This is a genomic window from Streptomyces sp. NPDC001902, from assembly GCF_042891295.1.
Taxonomy (GTDB): domain Bacteria; phylum Actinomycetota; class Actinomycetes; order Streptomycetales; family Streptomycetaceae; genus Actinacidiphila.
This window is the reverse complement of sequence record NZ_JBIATA010000002.1, coordinates 25,908-50,549: the sequence shown is the minus strand read 5'-3', so window position 1 is coordinate 50,549 and position 24,642 is coordinate 25,908. Positions and strand designations below refer to the sequence as shown.

The 24,642-nt window shown below is 73.9% G+C and carries 23 protein-coding genes and 1 pseudogene; 15 read left to right on the top strand and 9 right to left on the bottom strand.

What is annotated here, in order from left to right; all coding sequences use genetic code 11:
• Window positions 1-15 precede the first annotated feature (15 nt).
• The 11 genes from ACFYYN_RS03495 to ACFYYN_RS03445 all read left to right on the top strand — a co-directional run bounded on the left by ACFYYN_RS03495 (window position 16) and on the right by ACFYYN_RS03445 (window position 11,643).
• The gene (locus ACFYYN_RS03495) at window positions 16-1,728 is read left to right on the top strand and encodes an acetyl-CoA carboxylase carboxyltransferase subunit alpha (protein ID WP_500544521.1); all 1,713 of its coding nucleotides are present in this window, start codon (window positions 16-18) and stop codon (window positions 1,726-1,728) included.
• The gene (locus ACFYYN_RS03490) at window positions 1,712-2,260 is read left to right on the top strand and encodes an acetyl-CoA carboxylase biotin carboxyl carrier protein (RefSeq protein ID WP_500544520.1); all 549 of its coding nucleotides are present in this window, start codon (window positions 1,712-1,714) and stop codon (window positions 2,258-2,260) included. Before ACFYYN_RS03495 ends, ACFYYN_RS03490 begins: the two co-directional genes overlap by 17 nt.
• 12 nt (window positions 2,261-2,272) lie before the next feature.
• Window positions 2,273-3,658, top strand: coding sequence for an acetyl-CoA carboxylase biotin carboxylase subunit (locus ACFYYN_RS03485; protein ID WP_500544519.1), 1,386 nt, complete (start codon window positions 2,273-2,275; stop codon window positions 3,656-3,658).
• 28 nt (window positions 3,659-3,686) lie between these two features.
• Window positions 3,687-4,673 carry a helix-turn-helix transcriptional regulator gene (locus tag ACFYYN_RS03480; protein WP_500544518.1) on the top strand — a complete coding sequence of 329 codons (987 nt, stop codon included), beginning with the start codon at window positions 3,687-3,689 and terminating at the stop codon, window positions 4,671-4,673.
• A gap of 119 nt (window positions 4,674-4,792) precedes the next feature.
• Window positions 4,793-5,251 carry a cobalamin B12-binding domain-containing protein gene (locus ACFYYN_RS03475; RefSeq protein ID WP_500325436.1) on the top strand — a complete coding sequence of 153 codons (459 nt, stop codon included), beginning with the start codon at window positions 4,793-4,795 and terminating at the stop codon, window positions 5,249-5,251.
• The gene (locus ACFYYN_RS03470) at window positions 5,251-6,552 is read left to right on the top strand and encodes a methylaspartate mutase (RefSeq protein WP_500544517.1); all 1,302 of its coding nucleotides are present in this window, start codon (window positions 5,251-5,253) and stop codon (window positions 6,550-6,552) included. Before ACFYYN_RS03475 ends, ACFYYN_RS03470 begins: the two co-directional genes overlap by 1 nt.
• Complete coding sequence (locus ACFYYN_RS03465) at window positions 6,549-7,475, top strand: amino acid ABC transporter substrate-binding protein (RefSeq protein WP_500544516.1); 927 nt, start codon at window positions 6,549-6,551, stop codon at window positions 7,473-7,475. The genes ACFYYN_RS03470 and ACFYYN_RS03465 overlap by 4 nt, the downstream gene beginning before the upstream one ends.
• Window positions 7,476-7,508: 33 nt before the next feature.
• Window positions 7,509-8,489, top strand: a complete 981-nt coding sequence (locus ACFYYN_RS03460; RefSeq protein WP_500325431.1) for a DMT family transporter — start codon at window positions 7,509-7,511, stop codon at window positions 8,487-8,489.
• The gene (locus ACFYYN_RS03455) at window positions 8,486-9,544 is read left to right on the top strand and encodes an aspartate-semialdehyde dehydrogenase (RefSeq protein WP_500544515.1); all 1,059 of its coding nucleotides are present in this window, start codon (window positions 8,486-8,488) and stop codon (window positions 9,542-9,544) included. Before ACFYYN_RS03460 ends, ACFYYN_RS03455 begins: the two co-directional genes overlap by 4 nt.
• A complete protein-coding gene (locus tag ACFYYN_RS03450) occupies window positions 9,541-10,644 on the top strand; it encodes an amino acid kinase family protein (RefSeq protein ID WP_500544514.1) in 1,104 nt (367 codons plus the stop codon). The genes ACFYYN_RS03455 and ACFYYN_RS03450 overlap by 4 nt, the downstream gene beginning before the upstream one ends.
• 3 nt (window positions 10,645-10,647) lie before the next feature.
• Complete coding sequence (locus ACFYYN_RS03445) at window positions 10,648-11,643, top strand: TauD/TfdA family dioxygenase (protein ID WP_500544513.1); 996 nt, start codon at window positions 10,648-10,650, stop codon at window positions 11,641-11,643.
• A gap of 161 nt (window positions 11,644-11,804) precedes the next feature.
• Here the strand turns inward: ACFYYN_RS03445 and ACFYYN_RS03440 are convergent, their stop codons facing one another.
• Window positions 11,805-12,008, bottom strand: coding sequence for a hypothetical protein (locus ACFYYN_RS03440; protein WP_500544512.1), 204 nt, complete (start codon window positions 12,006-12,008; stop codon window positions 11,805-11,807).
• A gap of 153 nt (window positions 12,009-12,161) precedes the next feature.
• On the opposite strand from ACFYYN_RS03440, the gene ACFYYN_RS03435 reads away from it, so the two are divergent.
• Window positions 12,162-13,205: a helix-turn-helix transcriptional regulator gene (locus ACFYYN_RS03435; RefSeq protein ID WP_500325423.1), complete on the top strand. Its 1,044-nt coding sequence runs from the start codon at window positions 12,162-12,164 to the stop codon at window positions 13,203-13,205.
• A 111-nt stretch (window positions 13,206-13,316) separates the two neighbouring features.
• Window positions 13,317-14,213 (top strand): LysR family transcriptional regulator, encoded by an 897-nt coding sequence (locus ACFYYN_RS03430; RefSeq protein WP_500544511.1) that lies wholly within the window; start codon window positions 13,317-13,319, stop codon window positions 14,211-14,213.
• A gap of 221 nt (window positions 14,214-14,434) precedes the next feature.
• On the opposite strand, the gene ACFYYN_RS03425 is transcribed toward ACFYYN_RS03430, so the two are convergent.
• Window positions 14,435-15,157 (bottom strand): 4'-phosphopantetheinyl transferase family protein, encoded by a 723-nt coding sequence (locus ACFYYN_RS03425; protein WP_500544510.1) that lies wholly within the window; start codon window positions 15,155-15,157, stop codon window positions 14,435-14,437.
• Window positions 15,154-15,579 (bottom strand): RidA family protein, encoded by a 426-nt coding sequence (locus tag ACFYYN_RS03420; RefSeq protein WP_500544844.1) that lies wholly within the window; start codon window positions 15,577-15,579, stop codon window positions 15,154-15,156. Before ACFYYN_RS03420 ends, ACFYYN_RS03425 begins: the two co-directional genes overlap by 4 nt.
• A gap of 143 nt (window positions 15,580-15,722) precedes the next feature.
• Here ACFYYN_RS03420 and ACFYYN_RS03415 point away from each other — a divergent pair, with 143 nt between their 5' ends.
• Together ACFYYN_RS03415 and ACFYYN_RS03410 are read left to right on the top strand one after the other, a co-directional pair.
• A complete protein-coding gene (locus ACFYYN_RS03415; protein ID WP_499514004.1) occupies window positions 15,723-15,938 on the top strand; it encodes a DUF6296 family protein in 216 nt (71 codons plus the stop codon).
• A gap of 142 nt (window positions 15,939-16,080) precedes the next feature.
• Window positions 16,081-16,965, top strand: coding sequence for an acyl-CoA thioesterase (locus ACFYYN_RS03410; RefSeq protein WP_500544509.1), 885 nt, complete (start codon window positions 16,081-16,083; stop codon window positions 16,963-16,965).
• Window positions 16,966-17,094: 129 nt separating this feature from the next.
• On the opposite strand, the gene ACFYYN_RS03405 is transcribed toward ACFYYN_RS03410, so the two are convergent.
• The 6 genes and pseudogenes from ACFYYN_RS03405 to pstS form a co-directional block, all read right to left on the bottom strand.
• On the bottom strand, window positions 17,095-18,183 hold the full coding sequence (locus tag ACFYYN_RS03405) for a S1 family peptidase (RefSeq protein ID WP_500544508.1): 1,089 nt from the start codon (window positions 18,181-18,183) through the stop codon (window positions 17,095-17,097).
• A gap of 355 nt (window positions 18,184-18,538) precedes the next feature.
• Entirely contained in the window at window positions 18,539-19,477 is a 939-nt protein-coding gene (locus ACFYYN_RS03400; RefSeq protein ID WP_500325413.1) for a serine hydrolase, read from the bottom strand.
• A gap of 109 nt (window positions 19,478-19,586) precedes the next feature.
• The gene (locus ACFYYN_RS03395; RefSeq protein WP_500325411.1) at window positions 19,587-20,216 is read right to left on the bottom strand and encodes an alpha-ketoglutarate-dependent dioxygenase AlkB; all 630 of its coding nucleotides are present in this window, start codon (window positions 20,214-20,216) and stop codon (window positions 19,587-19,589) included.
• Between the two features lie 34 nt (window positions 20,217-20,250).
• Window positions 20,251-21,141: a sigma-70 family RNA polymerase sigma factor gene (locus tag ACFYYN_RS03390; protein ID WP_500325409.1), complete on the bottom strand. Its 891-nt coding sequence runs from the start codon at window positions 21,139-21,141 to the stop codon at window positions 20,251-20,253.
• Window positions 21,142-21,268: 127 nt separating this feature from the next.
• Window positions 21,269-21,978: pseudogene (locus tag ACFYYN_RS03385) on the bottom strand (DUF2470 domain-containing protein).
• A gap of 355 nt (window positions 21,979-22,333) precedes the next feature.
• Window positions 22,334-24,529, bottom strand: coding sequence for a phosphate ABC transporter substrate-binding protein PstS (gene pstS, locus ACFYYN_RS03380; RefSeq protein WP_500544507.1), 2,196 nt, complete (start codon window positions 24,527-24,529; stop codon window positions 22,334-22,336).
• Between the last annotated feature and the right edge of the window lie 113 nt (window positions 24,530-24,642).

Here is a 24,642-nt window from a genome sequence, read left to right as displayed (position 1 = left end):
GAGGAGGACACCGCCGTGACACAGCAGCAGGGGCCGGTACGGGCCGGCCAGGACGTCCAATGGCGCAGGTGCGGGGCGTGCGGCGCCTTCATCTACGGCAAGCGGCTGGACCGCAACCGCAAGGTCTGCCCCGAGTGCCGGTTCCACTTCCGCATACCGCCGGACACCCGGATCGAGCAGCTCGCCGACCCGGGCAGCTTCCGCGCCTTCCCCGACGACCACCGGCCGCGCGACCTGCTCGGCTTCACCGACAGCAAGCCGTACCGGGACCGGCTGCGCGACGCCCAGGCCAGGACCGGACGCAACGACGCCGTGCTCGCCGGGCGCCTGACGATCGAGGGCCGCCCGCTGGTCGCCGCCGTGCTCGACTTCAGCTTCATGGGCGGCAGCATGGGCTCGGTGGTCGGCGAGACCATCGCGGCCGCCGCCCGCCAGGCCCTCGCCGAGCGGCTGCCGCTGCTGCTGGTCGCCGCCTCCGGAGGGGCCCGCATGCAGGAGGGTGCCCTGTCCCTGATGCAGATGGCCAAGACCTCGCAGTGGATCGCCGCCCTGCGCGAGGCGGCGCTGCCGGTGATCAACCTCAACACCGACCCGACCTTCGGCGGCGCCAGCGCCTCCTTCGCCATGCTCGGCGACGTCATCCTCGCCGAGCCGGGCAGCCTGATCGGCTTCGCCGGACCGCAGGTCATCCGCAACACCATCCGCGAGGAGCTGCCGCCGGGCTTCCAGAGCGCGGAGTTCCTGCTGGAGCACGGCATGATCGACGCGGTCGTGCCGCGCGAGAACCAGCGCGAGCACCTGGCCCGGCTGCTGACCCTGCTCGGTCCCTCGGTGCCCGAACTGCCGGACCCGGCGGGCGCCGAGCCGCTCACCACGCCCGTCCCGGCCGTGCGCAGCACCCGCGACACGGTGGCGCTGGCGCGCACGATCCAGCGGCCCACCGCGCGCGAGTACATCGGCTACGTCTTCGACGACTTCGTCGCCCTGCACGGCGACCGGGCCTTCGCCGACGACCGGGCGCTCGTCGGCGGCATCGCCCGGCTCGGCGGCCAGAGCGTGGTCGTCCTCGGCCACCAGAAGGGCCACGACACCGCGGAGCTGGTGAGCAGCAACTTCGGGATGCCCAACCCCGAGGGCTACCGCAAGGCGCTGCGGCTGATGCGGCTGGCGGACCGGTTCGGCCTGCCGATCGTCGCCTTCGTCGACACCCCCGGAGCCTTCCCCGGCATCGGCGCGGAGGAGCGGGGCCAGAGCCTGGCCATCGCCGAGTGCATCCTCGAACTCTCCCGGGTCCGCGTGCCCGTGGTCTCCGTCGTCACCGGCGAGGGCGGCAGCGGCGGGGCTCTGGCCCTGGGCGTCGCCAACACGGTGCTGATGCTGCAGAACGCGTACTACTCGGTGATCAGCCCGGAGGGCTGCTCGACCATCCTGTTCGGCACCGCCGAGCAGGCCGGCCGGGCCGCGGACGCGCTCCGGCTCACGGCCTCGGACCTGCTGCGCCTCGGCGTGGTGGACGCCATCGTGCCCGAGCCGCCGGACGGCGCGCACACCGCGCCGTACCCCACCGCGCTCAATGTCAAGACCGCCCTGGTACGGGCCCTGGCCCCGCTGCTCGACCTGCCGGGGGACCGGCTCGTCGAGGTGCGCCGGGACAGGTTCGACCGCTTCGGGCACCCCGACCGTCAGCCGGTAGTGGACTGGGAGAAGCGTGATGAGCACGAGCACTGAGGAGACCACCGAGGCGGCCGGCGGGAGCGCAGACGGCGCGATGACCGTGGAGGAGCTGCGGGCGCAGACCCGGCTGCTGGCCGGCGAACTGCCCGGCACTCTGCGGCGGATCACCCTGCGGGCCGGCGGGATCAGCGTGGACGTGGAGTGGGAGTCCGCCCCGGTCGCGGCCGCCCCCACGCCCGCCCCCGCCGTCGCCGCACCGGGCACCGCCGCCCCCGCGCAGCCGGCGGCGCCCGCCGCCCCGGCCGTCCCCGCCGTGCCCGACGGGGACGCCCCGCCCGCCGGGCTGGTCAGCGTCACCGCACCGCTGGTCGGCACGTACTACCGGGCGTCCTCGCCCGGCGCGGAGCCCTTCGTGCAGGTCGGCGACGTCGTCGAGCCCGGCCGGCAACTGGCGATCATCGAGGCGATGAAGCTGCTCAACTCGATCACCGCCGAGACCCGCGGCCGGGTGCACGCGATCCACGTCCAGGACGGCGAGGTCGTCGAGTACGCCCAGCCGCTGATCGACCTCGTCCCCGTCGACTGAGAGGGCACAGCCGTGTTCGACAAGGTGCTCGTCGCCAACCGCGGGGAGATCGCGCTGCGCATCATCCGCTCCTGCCGCGACCTGGGCGTGCGCACGGTGGCGGTGTACTCCACCCCGGACGCCGACGCCCGGTTCGTCAAGGCCGCGGACGAGGCCGTGCACATCGGCCCGGGCGCGCCCGCCCGCAGCTACCTCAACATCCCCAACATCATCGGCGCCGCCGTCAAGACCGGTGCCGAGGCCATCCACCCCGGTTACGGGTTCCTCTCCGAGGACCCGTACTTCGCGGAGATCTGCGCCGACGACGGCATCACCTTCGTCGGCCCGCCCCCGGACGTCATGGAGAACGTCGGCGACAAGGCCACCGCCCGCCGGCTGATGACCGAGGCCGGACTGCCGCTGCTGCCGGGCACCATCGAGCCGGTCGACTCGGTGGAGGCCGCCGAGGCCGTCGCCGCCGCGATCGGCTACCCGGTCATCATCAAGGCCGCGGCGGGCGGGGGCGGCCGCGGCATCACGGTGGTACGGCGCCCGCAGGACCTGAGGGACGCCTACACCGCCACCCGGGCCAGCGCGCAGGCCGTCTTCAAGAACAGCGCGGTCTACATGGAGCGCTACCTGGAGAAGACCCGGCACATCGAGATCCAGGTCGTCTGCGACGACTTCGACGGCGCCGTGCACCTGGGCGAGCGCGACTGCTCGGTGCAGCGCCGTCACCAGAAGCTCGTCGAGGAGTCCCCCTCGGCCGGCGTCTCCCCGCAGTTGCGGGAGCGGCTGGGCGCGGCGGCCCTGGCCGGTGCCCGCGCGGTGGGCTACCGGGGCGCGGGCACGGTGGAGTTCCTGCTGGAGGCCGGCGACGGGGAGGGCGGCGGGGACGGCGCCCGCGGCGAGGACGTCTTCTGGTTCATGGAGATGAACGCCCGGATCCAGGTCGAGCACCCGGTCACCGAGCTGGTCACCGGTGTCGACCTGGTCGGCGAGCAGTTGCGGGTCGCCTCCGGCAGCCCGCTGTCGGTCAAGCAGGAGGACGTGGAGATCCGCGGGCACGCCATCGAGTGCCGCATCAACGCCGAGGACCCGGCCCGGGCCTTCGCCCCCACGCCCGGACTGCTGGAGCGCTACCGCGTCCCCGGCGGCCCGTGGGTCCGGGTGGACACCGACTACGACCCGGGCTCACGCGTCAGCCCGTACTACGACTCCATGATCGGGAAGCTGATCGTCTGGGGCCCGGACCGCGGCAGCTGCATCGAGCGCACCCTGCGCGCGCTGGCGGAGTTCGAGGTCTCCGGGCCCGGCGTGCACACCACGATCCCGCTGCACCAGGAGATCCTCGGCCACCCCGAGTTCCGCCGGGGCGACGTGGCCACCGACTTCCTGGAGCGCCACTTCGCCCTGTGAGCAGCACGACCAGCCGAGGGGAGCCGCCGTGTCGGACCAGGAGCTCACATCCCAGGACATCGGCGTCTACCGGCACCTGCTGCAGGTGTCGCCGGACGCCGACCGGTGCGCGTCGGAACTCGGACTGGTTCCGGACGACTTCGACGAGTCGGTCAAGCGGCTGATGGCGCACCGGCTGCTGCACCCGGACGGCCCCTGCCGCTACGAGGTCGTCTCGCCCGGCCTGGCCGCGGCCGAACTCACCGCCTCCCTCAGCCTCCAGGCGCACCAGCTGCTGCGCCAGATCGACACCACCCGGCGTGACCTCGGCCCGCTCGGCGCCCTGTACGACGCCCACCAGCGGCAGCGGCTCGCCGGCACCACCACCGAACTGCTCACCGACGGCGACGCGGTACGGCACCGGCTCGCCGACCTGTCGTCGCAGGTCCGCGACCGCGTGCTCACCGCCCACCCCACCCTCGGCGGCCCGCAGACCCTGCGGGCCGCCCTCGACCTGGACCGCGACCTGCTCGACCGGGGCGTGCGGTACCGGACGGTGGTCCCGCACACCGCGCGCCGGCAGCGGGAGGCGCTGCGGCACATGACCCGACTGGGCGACCTCGGTGCCCAGTTGCGCACCGCGGCGGTCATACCCGGCCGGATGATCCTGCTGGACGGGGTCGTGGCCCTGGTGTCCACGGGAAAGGGCGGCGGCGCCGCGCTCTTCCGCGACCCGACCGTGGTCTCCTTTCTCGAAGTGATATTCGACCACATCTGGGAGCACGCGAAACCGGTCGACGGCGATTTCGACGGCGACGTCTTCGAGGACGTCGAGGTGGCCATTTTGCGCCAGCTGGAACTCGGCAGGTCGGATGAATTCATTTCCCGGCGGCTGGGTATCTCCACCCGTACGCTCCGCCGCTACCTGTCGGGGATGTGCGAGAAGCTCGGTGCGGAGACCCGCTTCCAACTGGGCATGGCCGCAGCCAGGCTGGACCTGTTCGGGAACGGGGACGATCCGGACAGTGCGGGATAGAAATTCCTGATCGCGACGTTCGGGTATTTCCACCCGGCCCCGCTGGACCCTCCGGCGGCGCGCCGCGGATGATTTCCCCGGCCCACTCCACATTCCTACCGAGGGAATCAATGACTGGCATGGCTGCCGCCTCCCGGAGGCGGATCATTGTTTCCGGTGTCTCCTCCGACGCGCACATGTGGAACCTGGTGTTCCTGCAGTTGCTGCTGGAGGAGCACGGCCACGAGGTGTCCAACCTCGGCAGCCTCACCCCCGACGCGGAGATCGCCGGCGCCTGCCGCGCGCTCCGCCCGGATCTGCTGGTCATCGGCACCGTCAACGGGCACGGTCACCTCGACGGCCTGCGTCTGATCCGCGCCCTGCGCGCCGATCCCGCACTCGCGGCCCTCCCCGTCGTGATCGGCGGCAAGCTCGGCGTCCACGGACGCGACGACGCCCGTCTCGCCGCCCGTCTGGCCGCCGCCGGCTACGACGCCGTCTTCGCCGACGGCGACGACACCGGCGGCGGCGCGCTGGCCCGCTTCGGCGCCTACCTGCGGGCGCTGCGCACCCCGCCCGCCCTGGCGGAGGTGGCCTGATGCCGTACAGCCCCGACCGCTTCTCCGCGTTCGTCCGCCGGGCCCGCGCGGCCGGGCGACTGGTCGTCCAGCCCCGCATGGGTTTCGGCGAACTCGACCGGATGCGGGCCGGGTTGCGCGCCGTGCGGGAGGCCCGCGCCACCTCGGTCGGCACCATCACCCTCGACAGCTACACCCGCTGCCACGACTACGCCGCCGCCCGCCGCGCCCTGCGCGACCGCGCCGGCGACCTCAACGGCTTCCCGCTGCTCGCCCACGGGCCCGTGGCCGTGAGGGAGTTGCTGGCCGGGACGGCCGCGCGGGACTTCCCCGTGCAGGTACGGCACGGCACCGCCCTGCCGCTGCGCCTGTTCCGGGTCATGGCCGAGGCCGGGATCGACGCCACCGAGGGCGGCCCCGTCTCGTACTGCCTGCCCTACAGCCGCACCCCGCTCGCCGCGGCGGTCCGCGAGTGGCGGGAGGCCTGCGAACTCCTGGCCGGGCTGCCCGTGCCCCCGCACCTGGAGACCTTCGGCGGCTGCATGCTCGGCCAGCTGTGCCCGCCGTCGCTGCTGGTGGCGCTCAGCGTGCTGGAGGGGATGTTCTTCCGCGAGCACGGGCTGACCGGCATCTCGCTCAGCTACGCCCAGCAGGTCCACCCCGGCCAGGACCTGGAGGCCCTGGCCGCGCTGCGCCGGCTGGCCGCGGAACGGCTGGCGGACACCGACCGGCACCTCGTGCTCTACACCTTCATGGGCGTCTTCCCGCGCACCCCGATCGGCTCCTACCGGCTGCTGGAGCACAGCGTCCGGCTCGCGGTGCGCGGCGGCGCGGAGCGGCTGGTGGTCAAGACCCCCGCCGAGTCCCACCGCATCCCCACCGTCGAGGAGAACGTCGAAGCCCTGGAGTTCGCGCACGCCGTCGCGGAATCGGCCGCCGCCGACGCCTGCGCGGGGCCGGGGCCCACCGCCACCGGCCTGTACGAGGAGGCCAGGACGCTCGTCGACGCCGCCCTCGGCCTCGGGGACACCGTCGGCGACGCCCTCGTGGCGGCCTTCGCCCGCGGCGTCCTCGACGTGCCGTACTGCCTGCACCCGGACAACGCCGACCGCGCCCGCGCCGCCGTCGACCCCTACGGCGTGCTGCGCTGGACCGAGGCCGGCGCGATGCCGGTGACCGTCGGCCGGAAGGACGGCCCGGCGGCGCCCGTCGCCCCGGTCACCGCACGCGGCCTGGGCGAGATGCTCTCCTTCAACGAACGCCGCTACGACCGCGAGGACCTCACCGGCGCCGCCCGCCCGCTCCCCGGGTACGCCTCGTGACCGCCCCCGCGCGCGCGAGGACCGGCACCCTGGACGCCGTCCGCGCCCGGGGCGCCCTGCGCGCCGCCGTCTCCCAGGGCATCCGCGGGCTGTCCCTGCGCACCGGCGACGGCCGCTGGACGGGGCTGGACACCGACATCGCCCGCGCCGTGGCGGCGGCCGTCCTCCACGACCCGGAGGCCGTCGACTGGCGCCCGGTGCGCGCCGCCGACCGGCTTCACGTGCTCGCGGCGGACGAGGCCGACCTGACGGTGTGCAACCTGACCTGGACGCTGGGCCGGGAGGCCGCCCACCCGGTGCTCTTCGCCGGGATCACCGCCTACGACGGCGAGGGCTTCCTGGTGCGGGCCGCCGACGGCATCGACGGCCCGGCCCGCCTCGCGGGGCGGCGGCTCGCCGTCCACACCGGCTGCACCACCCCGGTCAACCTGGCCGCGTGGTACGGCCCGCGGGGCCTGACCACCGTCCCCGTCGGCTTCCACGACCCGGCCGAGGCGCTGGCCGCGTACGCCTCCGGCGACTGCGCCGCGTACGTCCTGGACCGCATCGCCCTGGCCGGCGCCCGCGCCGGGCTGCCCGACCCCGCAGCACACCGCCTCCTGCCGGTCTCGATCTCCCGGGAGCCGATGGCCGCCGCCGTCCGCGACACCGACCCGCACTGGTTCCGGCTGGTCCGCTGGGTGCTGCAGCTGCTGCCCGCCGCCGAGCACGAGGGCGTGGCGCAGGCCGCCGCGCAGGCCGGCCCGCACGGCCCCGCGGTCGGGCTCGACGAGCGGTGGGCCGCCCGCGTGCTGGCCGCCGTCGGCAGCTACGCCGACGTGTACGAACGCAACCTGGGCGCCGCCTCCGGCCTCGACGTGCCGCGCGGCCCCAACGAACTGTGGACCCGGGGAGGGCTGCACTACGCCGTCCCCCTGCACTGACCCCCCGTCCGCCGCGGAAGGAGCCGAGGGCGCATGACCAGTGACACCACACCCGCAGCACACGGGCGCGCAGGCGCCCTCGAACTCACCGCGGCCATGGGGCTCTCCGGCACGCTGGGCGTCTTCGTCCTGGAGTCCGGGGTCTCCTCCTCCACCGTGGTGCTCTTCCGCTGCGTCTTCGGGGCGGTGGCGCTGGCCGCCTACTGCCTGCTGCGGGGCCACCTGAGGAACACCGGGCTGACCCGCCGCAGCTTCGCGCTCGCCGCGCTCGGCGGGGTGTTCATCGTCCTCAACTGGGTGCTGCTCTTCGACGCGTACCACCGCACCTCGATCTCGGTGGCCACCGTCGTCTACCACACCCAGCCCTTCTACGTGGTGCTGCTGGGCGTCGCGCTGTTCCGCGAACGGCTCGACCGGCACCGCGCCGGCTGGATCCTGCTGGCCTTCGCCGGGGTGCTGCTCGTCGCCGGACTGCCCGGCGCCGGTCCCGGCGGGCACGGGTACCCGCTCGGCGTCGCCGAGGCGCTGCTCGCGGCCCTGCTGTACGCCTTCGCCACGGTGATCGCCAAGCGCCTCACCACCGTCCGCCCGCAACTGACCGCGCTGATCCAGGTGCTGGTGGGCATCCCGCTGCTGCTGCCCTTCGCCCGGCTCGGCGAGACCGCGGGCCTCGGGGCGCGCTGGGGCTGGCTGGTGGGACTCGGCGTGATCCACACCTGCCTGATGTACGTCCTGCTCTACTCCTCGTACCGGAAGCTGTCCACCGACCGCATCGCGGTGCTGTCGTTCGTCTACCCGGCCGTGGCGATCCTGGTGGACCTCGCCGTATACGGCCACCGCGTCGGGCCGCTGCAGGCCCTCGGAGTGCCGCTGATCGCCGCCGCCGGACTCGGCGTCAACCTCGGCTGGCCGCTGCTGCCGTGGCGGGGCCGCCGCCCCGCCACGGCCGACGGCACCGAACCGGAAGCCACGGCACCCGCAGCCGGGCTCGTCCAGATCGGAGATCCCCGATGACCCTCGTTACCGATCCCGCCGCCCCGCGCATCGCCATCGTCGGCGCGACGGGGGCCGTGGGCAGCACCCTCATCGAGCTGATCGAGGAGCGCGGACTGCGCTACCGCGAGATCCACCTCGTCGCCTCGGCGCGCAGCGCGGGCCGCCACGTGGCGGTCGACGGGCGCGCGTGCGAGGTCTCCGCCCTGGAGGACTTCGACTTCGCCCGGGCCGACATCGCGTTCTTCTCGGCCGGCACGACGGTCAGCGACAAGTGGGCCAAGACCGCCGTCGCCCAGGGCACGCTGGTGATCGACAACACCAACGCCTTCCGCATGGACCCCGACACCCCGCTCGTGGTGCCGCAGGTCAACGCCGACGAGCTGCACCGGCGGCCGGCCGGCGGGATCGTCGCCAACCCCAACTGCTCCACCATCCCGCTGGTCCGCACGCTGCTGCCGGTGCAGCGGCGCTGGGGGGTCCGGCAGGTGGTGGTCAGCACGTACCAGGCCGCCTCCGGCCAGGGCCACCAGGGCATCGAGGAACTGCTGGAGGGCAGCGAGGTCGCGCTGCGCGACCCGGACGCGGACCTGCCCTCCGAGCGCTTCCGGCCCGCCCTCGCCTTCAACGTCGTCCCCTCCATCGACCGGCTGCTGGAGGGCGGCTTCACCCTGGAGGAGCAGAAGATGCTCCAGGAGTCCCGCAAGATCCTCGGGCTCCCGCACCTGGACCTGACCGCCACCTGCGTACGGGTGCCGGTGGTCAACTCCCACTCCGAGGCGGTGTGGGTCGAGGCGGGGGCGCCGGTGGACCGCGAGGAACTCGTCGCGCTGCTGGCCGCGCTGCCCGAGGTCACCGTCCACGACCGGGAGCACCCGGGCGGCTTCCCCACCCCGCTCACCGCCGGGCACCCCGACCACGTCCACGTCGGGCGGATCCGGGTCGCCCCGCACAACCCGCGGGGCTTTTGGATGTGGCTGGTCTCGGACAACCTGCGGGTGGGCGCGGCCCTGAACGCCGTCCAGATCGCCGAGTACGCGCTGACCCGCGGCTTCCTGGGCGGAGGCGCACGATGAAGGCCCCGGCGGTGCTGAAGTTCGGCGGTTCCACCTTCCGCACGCACGCCGCCTACCACGACCTCGCCGCCGGGCTCGACGAGCGCATCCGCCGCGAGGGGCGGCCGCTGGCGGTCGTGGTCAGCGCGATGCAGGGCGAGACCGAGGGGCTGCGCGGCCGGCTGCACGAGGTCAACCTGCGCCCCGAGGACGCCACCGCCGCGGGCATGCTCGCCACCGGGGACCTGGTCAGCGCCCATCTGCTGGCCAGCGCCCTGCACAAGGCGGGTCGCAGCGCCACCGTGCTCGCCGGGCACCAGGTCGGCCTGGTCACCAACTCCTCCTTCCTGTGGGCCCGGGTGGTGAGCACCGACCCCGGCCCCCTCAGGAGGGCGCTCGACCGGCACGAGGTCGTGGTCGTCCCCGGCGGCCAGGCCGTGGACGCCCAGGGGCGGCCCACCTGGCTGGGCAAGAACAGCTCCGACCTGTCGGCGCTGGCGGTCGCCCGCGCCGTGGAGAGCCACGTCTGCGAGATCCACTCCGACGTCGACGGCATCTACACCTCCGACCCGCACCTGGTCACCGGGGCCCGGATGCTGCCGCAGGTCTCGTACAACATGGCCGCCCTGATGTCGCTGTACGGGGCGAAGGTGCTGCACCGCCGCGCCGTCCAGCTCGCGCTGCGGCACCGCATCGAGATCGTGCTGCGCTACAACCGGGCCCCGTACTCCTCGGGCACCCGGATCAGCGCGGTCGGCAACCAGCTGGCCGCCGTCGTCCTCAACCGGCGCTCGGTGGTGCTGGACTTCCCCGACGACGCCCGCGCCGACGCCGCGCACAACGCCTTCCACGTCGCCGGCATCGACACCGTACGGCTCACCCAGGAGTCCCGGGTGGCCGTCATCGGCGGCTACGTCGACCTGGAGGCCGTCCAGCTGCGGCAGGGCGTCACCCCGGGCCGGCACGTGGGGGTGCCGGTCGCGGAGGTGCGCGGCAGCAAGGTCACCACCCACATCGCCGACAGCGGCGAGGACGCCCTGCACCTCGCGCAGCGACTGCACGACCGGCTGGACTTCCCGGCCGCCACCGGTGCCCCCGACGCCCGCCTTGTAGGAGTGTGAGCCGTGAAGGCGACCTTCGCCGAGATGGAACTGCCCGACGCGGTACGGGACGACATCGGGGAGCGGCTCGCGGCGCTCCCCGACCCGGCGCCGGACATCGACCGCGCCATGACCCGCTACCACCGGGTCTTCGCCGCGCTGCCCACGGAACTGCTGCAGCAGGTGCTGGACTTCGGCCGGCACATCGACACCCCGGGTGTCGCGCTGGTGCGCAACCTGCCCGTGGACCGGGACCTGCCGCCCACCCCGGTGGACGGCGGGCCCAGCACCGCCAAGCGCGGCTTCGTCGCCGAGGGCGTGCTGCTGGGCCTGTCCGGGCTGCTGGGCGAGCCCGTCGGCGTGCTCACCGAGAAGGAGGGGCGGCTGATCCACGACGTGGTCCCCGTCCCCGGCGGGGAGAGCACCCAGACCAACCAGGGCTCGGCCGTCTTCCTCAACTTCCACAGCGACATCACCCACGACCCGGCCGGGCGCTGGGACGTCGCCAACCCGGACTTCCTGGTCCTCAACTGCCTGCGCGGCGACCCCTCCGGGACGGCGGCCACCTACTACGCGGACGCCCGCGACATCTGCGGGCAGCTGGCGGACGGGGCGCTGGAGGCGCTGCGCAGTCCGCTGTTCCGGCTCAACGCCCCGGGCAGCTACACCCGCGATGTCGCGGGCGGTGCGGAGGTCCTGTCGGACCCGGTGCCGATCGTCAGCGGCTCCCGGGACTTCCCCGGGATCGCCGTCTCCGCCAACGGCGTGCGCCCCCTGACCCGGGGGGCCGCCGCGGCCCTGGAACTGCTGCACGAGGCCTGCCGCGCGACGGCGCACGCCGTACGGCTGGAGCCGGGCACGGCCCTGCTGGTCAACAACCGCAAGGGCGTGCACGCCCGCTCGGAGTTCACCGCCCGCTACGACGGCCGGGACCGCTGGCTCCAGCGCACGTACGTACGGCGCAACCTGTGGGACATCAGGTACCGGGTGACCCCGGGCGACCGCCGCGTGCACCACTGAGCCGCGGGCCCCGGGGCGGGCCGGACGCCGCGGGCGGCGGGCGGCTAGCGGTGCCGCCCCGGCCAGTGCAGAGTGCCGGATTCCTCTTCCGGGGCACCGGTAGGTGCGGTCATGGGGTCATTCGACGACATGATTTCTCCTTCAACCAATTCCGTGACGAATCAGGCGTGGTGGCCGTCGGCCGAATGCGTGTCGGCGCCACCGATCGGAGCCACGTCCCACTTGTCATCCGCCAGCGTGACGTTCCGCGGCCCGTTGCCGCCGGAAACGACCGGGGCCACCGGAGTGGTGGCGGAGTAAACAACTCCGGCCGCCAGGACGATCACCGAGAAGCCCCGGGCAAGTAAATGACGAGTGTTCATCATCGTGGATCCCCCCACATCGCTTGTCCGTCGTGCCCTTTGTGGGCACGAGAACAAGGTGTCAGTCCCGGAGATCGAGTTCGAGCCGCCGGAAGTGTCCTATGATGGAGCGGCAACAAGTGGATAGCGGCAAATCGGGCATGGGGTGGGTGATCGGTGGACGAGCATCGCCTGTTGGACGACCTTGCTGTTGATGCGTACGAATGCGCTTTGCGAGACGGTGCCTTCAGGGATGAGGAGATCGCCGCCGAGCTGGGCGTCGGCGTCGACCTGGTCGCCGAGGCCCGCAAGACCCTGGAGGAGCTGCGGCTGCTCGGCCGCATCGGCTCCGGCCGCTCCGTCGTGGCGCTCGACCCTGACGTCGCGGAAGCGGAACTGGTGACACCGCTGGAGCTGTCCATCGCCCACCGCCGGCAGGAGATCGCCGCGATCCACCGCCAGTTACGGGCGCTGTCCGCCGTCTACCGCACGAGCGACCGGGCCGCCCCCGACGACGTGCCGGTCAGGGTGCTGGACGACTTCGAGGAAGTGCGCAGGGAGATCGACCTGGCGCGGCGCCGCTGCACCGAGGAGCGGATGAGCCTGCAGCCCGGCGGCGGCCGCAGCGCGGAACTGCTCGAACAGGACCTGGTGCAGACCCTGGAGATGCGGCGCCGCGGAATCCGCATCCGCACGCTCTACCAGCACACCGCCCGCACCAGCCTCGCCACCCGCACCTATGTGCGGCAGATCTGCGAGGGCGGCGCCGAGGTCCGTACCGCCGAGGAGCTCTCCGAGCGGCTGATCATCTACGACCGCAGACTGGCGTTCATTCCGAAGGAACGGAAGGGAAAGGAACCGCCGGGTGCGGCGATTGTCTCCGATCCCACGCTCGTGGCCTATCTCTGCCGCTCGTTCGAGTCCATATGGCAGGGGAGCCAGCCCTTCGACGTCGGCCGGACCGCCGAATACCAGCAGGTCACGGAGGACCTGCGGTTGTCAATTCTGCGGCTGATGGCCATGGGATTGAAGGACGAGGTGATCGCCCGCCGCCTCGGGATGGCGACCCGTACATGCCGCCGCCACATATCCGTAATCATGGAGGAACTCGGCGCCACCAGCAGATTCCAGGCGGGATTGCTGATCGGCCGCCAGGGATTGATCCCCGACGGCGATGCCGTTCCCCCCGATCCCGCCGGAGGTGATGTGTCCGAATGCTGACGGGCGTTGTCCTCGATCAGACAACCCGGAGTTCTGGCGCCCGGCACCGGCGGCTTGATTTCCTGTGGAGGGAGTATTGATCCGGCGCGAGCCGAACCACGGGAGGGGTCAATGGACATTCGGCAGCTGGCGACGTTCCACAAGGTGGCGACGCTGCTCAGCTTCACCCGGGCGGCGACGGAACTGAAGTACGCGCAATCCAGCGTCACGGCCCAGATCAAGGGCCTGGAGATGTCGCTCGGCGTCGACCTCTTCGACCGTCTCGGGGGCCGTATCCAGCTCACCGAGGCCGGCCAGCGGCTGCTGCCGTACGCCGAGCAGATGCTCTCCCTCGCCGGCGAGGCGCGCGGGGCGACGCTGGGCTCCGAGGAGCCCTCGGGAGTGCTGACGATCGGTTCGATGGAGAGCATCACCTCCTACCGGATGCCCCCGTTACTGGAGTTCTTCCACCACCGCTACCCGGCCCTGCACATCGTGCTGCGGCCCAGCCTGTGCGCCGAGACCTGCCACGCGCTGCGCCAGGGCATGTTCGACATGGGCTTCCTGATGGAGGCCGAGACCCAGCACCCCGGCGTCCAGACCGAGGTCCTGGGCTCCGAGCCGCTCACCGTGGTCGCCGCACCCGGCCATCCGCTCACCCGGGCGCACAAGATCACCACCGATGACCTGCGGCAGGTCCAGGTGATCTCCGCCGAGGCCGGCTGCGCCTACCGCGAGCTGTTCGAGGCCGAACTCAACGACGGTACGGGCGAGTCGCTGCCCTTCCTGGAGTTCGGGACCATCGAATCCATCAAGCGCGGGGTCGCGGCGGGGCTCGGCATCAGCCTGCTGCCGACCGCCACCGTCGCCGACGCCTTGGAGGCCGGCACGCTGGTGACCCTCCCGTGGCCGGTGCCCTTCGAGGTGCACACCCAGATCGCCTGGCGGCGGGGCAAGAACCTCTCCCGCGAGATGCGGGTCTTCGTCGACCAGACCATGCGCTTCCTCGCCGAGGAGTACGCGCGCTAGGGCCATTCGTCAAAGTCCTGCCTGCTCCGCGGCGCTCTCCCAGCTGGCGCTGGGAGGTGCCCCCGGGCACGGCACTCCCCAACCCTCGGCCCGGGGGAGTTGTCGAGTCGTCCGAGTAGCCCACTACGAGGACGGCTCTCCGCCTTGCGATGCACCGCACTTGGGGGTACCTCCCAGCGGAGCTGGGGGAACCGCGGGGCCCGCCCTCCGGGCGGCCGGCACTACTTTGACGACAGGCCCTGGGCCAGCCGTACGGCGACGGCCGCGCGGTGGCCGTCCCCGACGGCGACGTCGGAGAGCGACCAGCCCTCGGGGCCCGTGGCGGGGGCGGGTCCGGAGCCCACGTAGTCCTCGGACGGGTCCCTGGCCAGGCCCGTCCCCAGGCCCTTCAGGTACGCCTCCTTGCGTGCCCACGCCCGCGCGAAGGCCTCGCGGCGTTCCGCCGGCGGCAGCCCGCCCAGCTCGTCCACCTCCGCCGGGTGCAGCGAGCGCCACACGCCGTCGACGGCCTCCTGGCCGGGCAGCGCCTCCACGTCCACCCCCACCGGGGTCGCGGCGAAGGCCAGCAGCGTCAGCTCCCGGGAGTGCGAGAGCGAGAAGTGCGGCGCGCCGCCCTCGACCGCGGGCCGGCCGTGCGGGCCGCCGCAGGACGGGCAGGTCTCCCGGGTCAGCGGCACCTTGCCGGGCGGGGTCCCCAGGTACGCCGCCAGCAGCAGGCGCAGCGCCACGTGCGCGGTGACGTAGCTGGTGCGGTCGCGGTCGAAGCGGAAGGCCGTGGCCCGCTCGCGCTCCTCCCGGTCCAGCAGCCCGGGCGCGAGGTGGACGGCGGCGGCCGCGTTCGCCGCCGTGTCCACCAGGCACAGCCGCGGCGGCTCGCCGGGCCCCGGCGGGGGCAGGCGGCGGGCCGCCGCCGCCACGCTGAACCGCTCCGGGACCAATGTCACGGCCGGGCCGCCGGGGTCGTGGACGCGGCCGGGACGATCGCGAACGCCTCGACCTCCAGGAGCAGTTCGGGCCGGATGAGCGCGGCCACCTGCACCGCCGAGCTGGCCGGGGGACGCTCGGTGTCGACGTACGCGTCGCGCGCCTCGCGGACCGCGGGCAGGAAGGCGACGTCGGTGACGAAGAAGGTCAGCTTGACCACGTCGCCCCAGTCCGCCCCGGCGGCCGTGAGGCAGCGGTCGAGGTTGCCGAAGACCTGGCGCGCCTGCGCCGCCGGGTCGCCCGGCCCGACGAGCTCACCCCGATCGTCCACCGCGATCTGGCCCGAGACGGCGACGAACCGGCCCTCGCCCCACACGACGTGGCTGTAACCGGTGCCCGGCGGGACACCCTCCGGAGCGGCGAGGTGGGTGAGGTGCGCCATGCGTTCCCCCTTGATGATCGACACCGCTCCATGCTCTCCCAGGGGGTCGGCCCGGCGCCACAGCGAACGTCATGACCGGTGTCATTGGCCAGGGATTCTCTGGGCATAAATCGTCATATGGGCGGAGACAGGAGGTTCCCCTCATGAGTCATGCCGAAACCTACGATCTGACCTTCCCCGTCTCCGGCGACACCGTGGTCGTCAAGCGCACCGAGCGCAAGGGTGCCGGGGGGCACCCGGTGTACAGCGACGACACCGGCATCGTCCAGGCGGAGATCAGCGACCGGGGGGAGGTCCGCATGCTCGCGACGGGCGGGCACCAGCACCACGACGTCCCCTCGCGGGCGACGCCGCACTGAACGCCCTGTCGCCACCGGCGTCCCGGAACCGGCCACGTGACCGCCGTCGGACGCCGCTGTGGGCTACCCATCCCCGGTCGCCGTCCGTGACCGTGCGGACCGCCCCCGTCACCCCGCCGGGATTCCCGTCGAGTTGATTTGAATGTCCAACTCACTGGATTATCGTGGACCGGACAGCGAACCCACATTCCCAAGGGGACGTCATGCCCGCCTCGATCACGGACACGGACGCGGACGCGGACACCGAGGGCACCACCGGCACCGTCCGCATCGACCGCTCCTGGTGGTCCTGGAACGGGGCGCAGGGAGGCTACGTCGCCGCCCTCGCGCTGACCGCCATGCGCGACGACCTGGCCGCGCGGACGGGGGGCGCCTCCCGGTCCGAACGCTCGGCGCGCACCTCCTGGCCCCCGTCGACGAGCGCCCGCTGCGCCTGGCGGCGACCACCCTGCGCGGGGGGCGCCGTACGTCCGTGTCCTCGGTCACCGCCCTGCAGGACGGTGCCGCGGCGCTCACCGGCACCGCCGTGTTCGGACGGAGCGAACCCGGCCCCGCCCACACCGGCACGCCCGCGCCCGACGTCCCCGCGCCCGGCGCCTGCCCGCCGCTCACCCTGCCGCGCTCGCCGGCGGCGTTCGCCGCCCACCTGGAGATCCGCCCGGCCGGCGACGCGCGCCCCCTGGCCGGCGGGGAGCGTGCCGAACTCCTCGCCTGGATGCGGTTCGCCGACGGGCGGCCGGTGGACGCCGAGGCGCTGGTCGTCCTCGCCGACGCCCTGCCGCCCGCGCTGTTCGCGGTGTGGACCGAGCCTCGCCCCGTGCCGACGGCCGAGCTGACCGTGCACTTCACCGACGTCCTCGACGCCGCGCCCGCGCAGGGCTGGGCCCTGGTCCGCAGCCGCACCGAGCATGCGGGCGGCGGCTGGGCCGTGGAGGACAGCGCCGTGTGGACCGAGGACGGCCTGCTGCTCGCCCTCGCCCGTCAGGCGCGCGCCGTACGCGAGTTCCGCCCCGGCCGGCAGGGCTGACCGGCCCGTTCCCGCCCCTTCCCGCCCGTTCTCGCCCCGTCCCCACGGCGACGGCGGCGGCGCCGGACCCCCTCCCGGTCCCGGGGAGGGGTGTCCGGCGCCGCCGCTGCGCCGTGGCGTCGCGAAGGGTCAGCCGATCTCGGCCCCGTACACCTCGAGCGCGTCCGTCACCGGCTGGAAGAACGTCTCCCCGCCGCCGGTGCAGTCGCCGCTGCCGCCGGAGGTCAGGCCGAGCGCGGTGCTGCCGGAGAAGAGGGCGCCGCCGCTGTCGCCGGGCTCGGCGCAGACGTCGGTCTGGATCAGTCCGGAGACCGAGCCCTCCTGGTAGTTGACGGTCGCGTCGAGCCCGGTGACCGTGCCGTCGTGCACCTGGGTGGTGCTGCCGCTGCGCTGCACGGCCTGGCCGACGGTCGGCGTGGCCGCCGACGTGATCTCCTGCGTCGAGCCGTTGTAGAGGTCGACCGCGCTGGGGTGGTCGACACCGGTGCCGGTGTACTTCACCAGCGCGTAGTCGTGGCCGGGGAACGTCGCGGCCTCGACCGAGCCGATCTCCTGTCCGCCGGAGCTGTCCGACCAGCTCTTGATGCCCACGCCGCAGTGACCCGCGGTGAGGAAGTACGGCTGCCCGTCCTTGACGACGTTGAAGCCGAGCGAACAGCGCGCGCCGGAGCCGAAGATGGCGTCGCCGCCGGCGATGAAGGGCTTGAACTCACCCTTCGACTTGTGAATCCGGGCGGTCCCGGCGCCGAGCCCGTCGACCGCCTTGCCGAGCCGTGCCATCCCGGCCGCCGACACGGTCCGGTCGGCCGACACGACCACCTGGTTGGTCCGCGGGTCGACGGACCAGGCCGTGCCGGGGATGCGGGCCTCCAGGCCCAGGGTGCGCGTGGCGGAGCGCAGTTCGGCCATGGTGTTGGCGACCGTCTTCGGCACGGCGCCCGCCGCGCGGACGGTGTCGGCGGCCGCGGTGTCGAGCACGTTGACGACGAGCCGGTCGCTCGCGGCGTCGTAGTACGACCCCGCGGTGTCCTCGGTGCCGAGCTGCGAGGTGAGGTGCGCGGCCAGGGTCACCGCGGCGGCGGGCGTGAGGCTCTTGGGGGCGGGCGCCGGGCTCGGCGCCGCGTTGGCCTGCGGCAGCACGATCAGTGCCGCCAGCACGGCCGCAGCCCCGCTGCCCGCGAGCACGGCCTTCCGCCCGGATATTCGACGATGCTTCAAGTCCTGTACCTCCACGTGGGGGGATGGGCCGGCTCAACTACCGCCAACCCGGAGGAATTTGCGGTGCAAGGCGTCACATCCCGAAAAGAATGCGTGTCCACGCCAAGCAACGCCGTCGAGTATTCCGAGGCCGTTCCGTGACCGGCAAGGCAGGATTCCGGTCTCCACAGCCGTCTCACAAGACATCCCGATTCCCGGTGTGGAACCTTTCATTCCGCTGTGCGGGAGGGCTCCCGCCGCGCTGCGCGACGGGCCGCACACGTCAGGTGAGGACTACACCTGTCCGGTAACCGCCCACGCGAACGCCGACAGGCGCCCCCGCGGGGGCGCCTGTCGTGCCGTCGGTTCCGCTCCGCTACGTGCCCGGCGGGACGGCGGGGATCGCCTCCTGCGGCGTACGCGTCGTCGACTGCGTCCCCGCGGCGGTGGCCGCCGGGTCGAGGTCCCGGTGGACGACGCGGGCGACCGCCTCGATCGTGGCGACCCCGGTGTTCATGGTGCGGTTGTCCTGCGTCAGCACCGTGAGGGAGTAGTCGTGCCCCGAGCCGGTGAACGCGCCGAGGCTGTGCACCCGCCAGCCGTGGGTGGCGCGCGGCAGCCAGCCGTTCTTCACGTGGACCGTCACCCCGCGCGGGGCGCCGGCGGGGGTGCCCCAGCGCTGCGTGCCGACCACCTTGTTCATCAGCTTCAGGATGTACGCCCGGGAGTTGTCGCTCAGCACCGCGTTCTTCGCCGTCACCAGGTCGAGCAGCCGCTGCTCGTCCTTCGCCGTGATCTGCGTGAGCCCCCAGTAGCCGTTGCTCCCCGGCACGGTGCGGGTCATGCCCGCGGCCTTCAGGAAGCCCTTCACCTTGGCCACCCCCAGCTGCCGCCACAGCTGCGTGGTCGCGGCGTTGTCCGACTTGGTGATCATCGCCGTGGCCAGCTTCACCTCACGCGCCGTCAGGTAGCGGTTGCGCTTCTTGTTGTCCCACAGCAGGGTGGCCAGCACCGTCACCTTCACCGTGCTCGCCGAGTCGAACCGCTGGTCCGCGCGGAGCGTGCACACCGTCTTCGTCCTGCGGTCCCGCAGCGACAGGGCCACCGTCGCCGTCCTGCCGCGCAGCGCACCGGTGATGTCGGCGCTCAGCTTCGCCGCGAGCCCCGCCTTGCCCGAGGTGCACACCACCGCCGGTGCCGCCGCCGCGGCGCTCCCCGCACCCGTCCCCACGACGGCCGTCGGCACGACCGCGCCCACCACGACCGCGGCCGCCACCGCTCTCCCGGCGCGCCGCGCCGTCCGTCCCCGCCCCATGGCCCCTCCCCGTCATCCCCTGGACCCCGCTCCCGGGCCTCGCAGACGTTGACCCACGGCCGCGGGCGAAAGGTTGTACGGATACGGCACCGGGGTGCGGGGCGAGGAGTCAGCGGACGCCGCGCGTGCGGAACTGGACGCTGATCCGCGGCCCCACGGCGCGCGTGCTCTTGGGGATCGCGTGCTCCCACGTCCGCTGGCAGGAGCCGCCCATCACCACGAGGTCGCCGTGCCCGAGCGGCAGCCGCATCGAGGCCGCGCCCCCGCCGCGGGGCCGCAGCGCCAGGTCGCGCGGGTCGCCGACGGACAGGATCGCCACCATCGTGTCCTGGGTCGCCGACCGTCCGGTCCGGTCCCCGTGCCAGGCGACGCTGTCCCGGCCGTCCCGGTAGAAGCAGAGCCCCGCCGTGACGAAGGGCTCGCCGAGCTCGTCCGCGTAATGGGCGTCGAGCGCGGCCCGGGCCTCGTCGAGGACGGGGTGCGGCAGCCCGTCGCCCTCCCCGTAGAAGGCCAGCAGCCGGGGCACGTCGACCTCCCGCTCGTACATCTGCCGCCGTTCGGCCCGCCACGGGACCGAGCCGGCCAGTTCCTCGAACAGGGCGTCGGCCCCCTGCAGCCATCCGGGCAGCAGGTCGAGCCATGCGCCGCTGCCGAGCCCGGTCCGCCGGAGGCCGTCCAGCGGACCGAGCAGCAACTCGTCGCTCTGGTCGAAGAGCGATCCCTGGAGCGGTGCGGTCATGCGTCCAGGGTAACCCCTCAATCGAACAAGTGAGCTATTCGCCGAACGCGGCCAGGTCGAGCCCGGCCAGCCGCTCGGGATCGGCCAGGATGTCCAGCTCGACGACGAGCCCGTCCACGATCGTGAAGCCCATGACCGACACCACCCGGCCCTCCGCCACGGCGACCACCCCCGGCGCCCCGTTGACCAGTGCCGGCCGTGCGTGCAGGGCCGCCCGCCGGAAGGAGAGCGCCTGGCTCGCGACCGTCCGCGCGCCGCGCAGCTCCCGGGCCGCCCCCGGGAAGGCGGCGCCGGTGTCCGCGCGCAGCACGACGTCCGGGTGCAGCACCGCCACCAGGGCCTCGAAGTCACCCGCGCGCGACGCCGCCAGGAACGCGCCGACCACCTCCCGCTGCCGGCCCAGGTCCGCGTCCGGCACCGGCGCTGCCCCCTGCACCCGGCGCCGCGCCCGGCTGGCCAGCTGCCGCGCCGCCGCCGGCGTGCGCCCGACCATCGGGGCGATCTCCTCGAAGGGCACCGCGAACATGTCGTGCAGCACGAAGGCGAGCCGCTCGGCGGGCGACAGCGTCTCCAGTACGACCAGCAGCGCCAGCCCCACCGAGTCCGCCAGCAGCGCCGCCTGCTCCGGGTCGCCGGCCGCGTCCTCCCGGCTCACCACCGGGTCGGGCACCCGTACGTCGTCCAGCGACGACTCGCCCCGCGAGGTCCGCGAGCGCAGCATGTCCAGGCACACCCGGCCCACCACGGTCGTCAGCCAGCCGCCCAGGTTCCCGATCCCGTCCGCCCCGGCCCGGTTCAGCCGCAGCCACGCCTCCTGCACGGCGTCGTCCGCCTCGGCCAGCGACCCCAGCATGCGGTACGCCACCGCCCGCAGGTGCGCCCGGTTCTCCTCGAACCGCTCCGCCAGGAACTCTTTGTCGTCCATCGGTCCCATTCCCTCGTCGCGTTCCCCCGGCTTCCCTCGGCGCACTGACGAACCGGTCGCGTCCAATGTGACAGAGGGGTGTGACAGGGGGCCGGGGTCGCGGAGGGGCGGCGTCCGCGGCCCCTGGTCACCAGCCGGCGAACAGCCGTCCCCGGTGCGACGCGCGGCGGGCGCTGTTGAGCAGCGCCTGGATCTGGCTCCCCGCCTGGTCCGCGTTCTGCAGGCGGGCCGGGAACGGCAGGCGGGCGTCGGTGTGGCCGTTCGCGTACTCCACGCGCAGCGTGATCCCGTAGCGGTCCACGGCCACGGGCAGGACCTGCCGCGCGCCGGGGGCGGGGGCCGGCTGCACCAGCCGCAGGAGCAGCGGCACCAGCTCCGCGTGGTCGTCCACCAGGTGCGTCAGCATCCCCGCCTCGGCCGTCGCCAGCGGGTCCGCCTCCGCCGTCGTCAGCTCGGCCAGGCCCACGGAGGCGGTGCCCTCCGCCGTATCCAGCCTCGCGTGCACGAACTGCACGCACTGGCTGTCCGGGGCGTCCGCCCGGTACGGCGCGGCCGTCCAGCCGGTGACGGTCACCCGGGCCCGCACCCGGTCGCGTACGGGGGTGGGGGCGACGTCGGTGAACTCCAGCGAGACGGGGTGCTCTCGGGGACGAAGGCCGTCTCGAGGGGGTGCAGATGGACGTGACCGGCGAGCGCCCGCGCCGTCAGCCGGGTCACCTCCGTGCGCTCCTGGTCGGTGACCACGGTCATGGAGTGGGCCGAGGCGAGGACGGACCGGATGCGTTCGGCATGCGTCGGCCGGGCGGGAGCGAGGGGGGCGGTGGTCTTGCTGCGCATCCGGATCTCCGCGAGACGTAGGTTAGGTTTGCCTAACATATGCGCCCGGATGTCGCCATCCCCCACGGGCCCGCACGTCCGCGCGCGGCACGCGGGCGCGTTCCCTCCTCTCGTCGCGGACCACGGCGCGGCCGACCGGGCCGGCGTGAGACCGCGGCCCAGGCCGCTCACGGAATGGGCACCGAGCACGCTGTGCATCGCCGCCGCGCGGTCCCAGAAGCCCGCTGTGAACAACCGCTGAGCCCGTGGTCGACGCGGCCGGAGCCGAGCCGCGACAGCGGTGCCGCACCCGGCGCGAAGGCGCCGACGCCAACCGCCATCAACGCCTACGACAACCCCGGCGGCCTCCGGCTGCTCAGCCCAGCCCTCGTACCGCGTCCCGCACCTTCGCGGCGAGCGCCGCCGGGAGCCGGGCGTGGCCCTGGCGCTCGGCGGCGGTCTGCCCCGGGCCGCTGACCGCGTACAGCAGGAACGCCTTCAGCGTCTCCAGGGAGCGGGGCTCATTGCCCTTGTCGCAGACCACGGCGTAGCCGACCCGGGTGATCGGGTAGGCGCCGGGGGCCGGGCCCGTGCCGGCCAGGTCGAGCGCCAGGCCGCCGCCGCTCCCCGCCGTCCGCGCGGTGGCCAGGGCGCGCGTGGCGGTGGAGACGGCGGCCGGCACCGGCTCGGCCGCCCCGGTGTCCAGCCGTACCGCGTCGAGCCCTCCGGCAGAGGCGAAGTCCAGGTAGGCGATCGCCCCCGGTTCCTGCGCGACCCGCGCGGCCACCCCGTCCGCGCGGGCCACGCCCTCTCCGCCGCTCCGCGGCCAGTCGGACGTCGCCTCGTAGGCCCACGCGTCCGGCGCCGCTTCCCGCAGGTACCCGGTGAACGTCCTCGTGCTGGTGGTGGCGTCGGCCCGGTGGAGGGCCGTGATCGCCCGGGACGGCAGGGCGACGTCCGGGTTGAGCGCGGCGATCGCCGGGTCGTTCCAGCGGGTGATCCGCCCGTCGAAGACCTTCGCCAGCGTCGGCGGGTCCAGCACCAGCCCGTCCACCCCCGGCAGGTGGTAGACGACCGCCACCGGTGTGGCCAGCAGCGGCAGGTCGACGGCCTTGCCGCCGCCCGTGCAGCGCTTCCCGGACTGCAGGACCTCCCCGGTCGCCAGCGGCACGTCGGAGAGCGCGAAGTCCGCCGTCCCCTGCAGGAACGCCGTCGTTCCCGCGCCCGAGCCCGTCGGCTGGTACGAGACCGTGGAGCGGGGGCAGGCCGCCTGGAAACCGGCGGTCCACGCCTCCACGGCCTCCCTCACGGCGCTCGCCCCGCCGCCCACCAGGGCGCCCCGGGCCCCCGGGCAGGAGAAGGACGCTTCCGCGGAGGACGCTCCCCGCTTCCCCGAAGGGCCCTGCGCCGCCGCGCCGTCCCCGTCCTTGCCGCCCGAGCCGTCGCGGTCGACGAGGAGGGGGACGCCCACCGCGAGCGACGCGGCGACCAGCACGGCGCCGGCCGCCAGGGCCACCCGTCTGCCGTGGGCCCGCCCGCGCGGTGCCGGAACCGGACCGGTGGGCCCCGCCCGGTCCACCGGCGGCGGCCCGAACGCCCCGGGGCGCGGCACCGGGCGGATGACCCGTGTGGCGGTGTCCCGGGGGCGGTCGGCCAGGGTCGGGGAGTGCTCCGGGCCGGGCCCGGACCCGGGCTCGTCGGCCTCCGGCTCGTCGGGCTCCGGCTCCTCAGGCTCCGGCGGGGCGGGTTCCGGGTCCGGCACGGATCCCCCGGCGCGCGCCAGCGTCAGGAAGGCCAGCAGCTCCTCCACCGAGGTGCGCTCCTGCGCGTCCTTGGCCAGGCACGGCGCCACGAACGCGTGCAGTTCCTCCGGCAGCCCGGTCAGGTCCGGCTCCTCGTACACCACACGGAACCCGATCGCGTGCGAGCTGTCGCCGTCGAACGGGCCGTGGCCGGTCGCCGCGTACACCAGGACGGAACCCAGCGCGAAGACGTCGCACGCCGGGCCGACGGCGCCCGCGCGGAACTGCTCGGGGGCCATGAAGGCGGGCGTGCCGACCACCGTCCCGGTCCTGGTCAGCCGCTCGGTGCCGGCGGCCCGGGCGATCCCGAAGTCGATGACGCGCGGCCCGTCCTCCGCCAGCAGCACATTGCCCGGCTTCAGGTCGCGGTGGACCAGCCCGGCCCGGTGGATGTCGCGCAGCGCCTCCACCAGACCCGCGCTCAGCCTCAGGACCTCCTCCGGCGGCAGCGGCCCCCGCTCCGCGACCCGCCGGGACAGTGCCGGCCCCGGTACGAACAGGGTGGCCAGCCACGGCTGTTCCGCGTCGGCGTCGGCGTCGACCACCGGCGCCGTGAACGCCCCGCTGACCCGCCGCGCGGCCGCCACCTCGCGCCGGAACCGGTCCCGGAAGCCGGCGTCCTCGGCGAACTCGGGACGGATCACCTTGACCGCCAGCGCCCTCCCCGACACCGACCTGGCCAGGTAGACGACCCCCATCCCGCCCGTGCCCAGCCTGCCCTCCAGCAGGTACCCGCCGACGGACCGCGGATCCCCCTCCACCAGCGTCACCCGGTCGCTCCCTCCCCGCGCCCAGCCGCAGCACACAGCATAGGGAGCGACCCCTCACCAGGGGCCCGTACCGGGCAGCCCGGACCTCACCGCCCGACCGCGAACTCCTTGCG

What these genes read in the sequence shown, in the direction of transcription:
- ACFYYN_RS03460 (WP_500325431.1), top strand. Translation starts at nt 7,509, where the DNA reads ATGACCAGTGACACCACACCCGCAGCACACGGGCGCGCAGGCGCCCTC.
- ACFYYN_RS03470 (WP_500544517.1), top strand. Translation starts at nt 5,251, where the DNA reads ATGCCGTACAGCCCCGACCGCTTCTCCGCGTTCGTCCGCCGGGCCCGC.
- ACFYYN_RS03475 (WP_500325436.1), top strand. Translation starts at nt 4,793, where the DNA reads ATGGCTGCCGCCTCCCGGAGGCGGATCATTGTTTCCGGTGTCTCCTCC.
- ACFYYN_RS03415 (WP_499514004.1), top strand. Translation starts at nt 15,723, where the DNA reads ATGAGTCATGCCGAAACCTACGATCTGACCTTCCCCGTCTCCGGCGAC.
- ACFYYN_RS03410 (WP_500544509.1), top strand. Translation starts at nt 16,081, where the DNA reads ATGTCCAACTCACTGGATTATCGTGGACCGGACAGCGAACCCACATTC.
- ACFYYN_RS03440 (WP_500544512.1), bottom strand. Translation starts at nt 12,008, where the DNA reads ATGATGAACACTCGTCATTTACTTGCCCGGGGCTTCTCGGTGATCGTC.
- ACFYYN_RS03430 (WP_500544511.1), top strand. Translation starts at nt 13,317, where the DNA reads ATGGACATTCGGCAGCTGGCGACGTTCCACAAGGTGGCGACGCTGCTC.
- ACFYYN_RS03390 (WP_500325409.1), bottom strand. Translation starts at nt 21,141, where the DNA reads ATGGACGACAAAGAGTTCCTGGCGGAGCGGTTCGAGGAGAACCGGGCG.
- ACFYYN_RS03455 (WP_500544515.1), top strand. Translation starts at nt 8,486, where the DNA reads ATGACCCTCGTTACCGATCCCGCCGCCCCGCGCATCGCCATCGTCGGC.
- ACFYYN_RS03420 (WP_500544844.1), bottom strand. Translation starts at nt 15,579, where the DNA reads ATGGCGCACCTCACCCACCTCGCCGCTCCGGAGGGTGTCCCGCCGGGC.
- ACFYYN_RS03450 (WP_500544514.1), top strand. Translation starts at nt 9,541, where the DNA reads ATGAAGGCCCCGGCGGTGCTGAAGTTCGGCGGTTCCACCTTCCGCACG.
- ACFYYN_RS03490 (WP_500544520.1), top strand. Translation starts at nt 1,712, where the DNA reads ATGAGCACGAGCACTGAGGAGACCACCGAGGCGGCCGGCGGGAGCGCA.
- ACFYYN_RS03400 (WP_500325413.1), bottom strand. Translation starts at nt 19,477, where the DNA reads ATGGGGCGGGGACGGACGGCGCGGCGCGCCGGGAGAGCGGTGGCGGCC.
- ACFYYN_RS03395 (WP_500325411.1), bottom strand. Translation starts at nt 20,216, where the DNA reads ATGACCGCACCGCTCCAGGGATCGCTCTTCGACCAGAGCGACGAGTTG.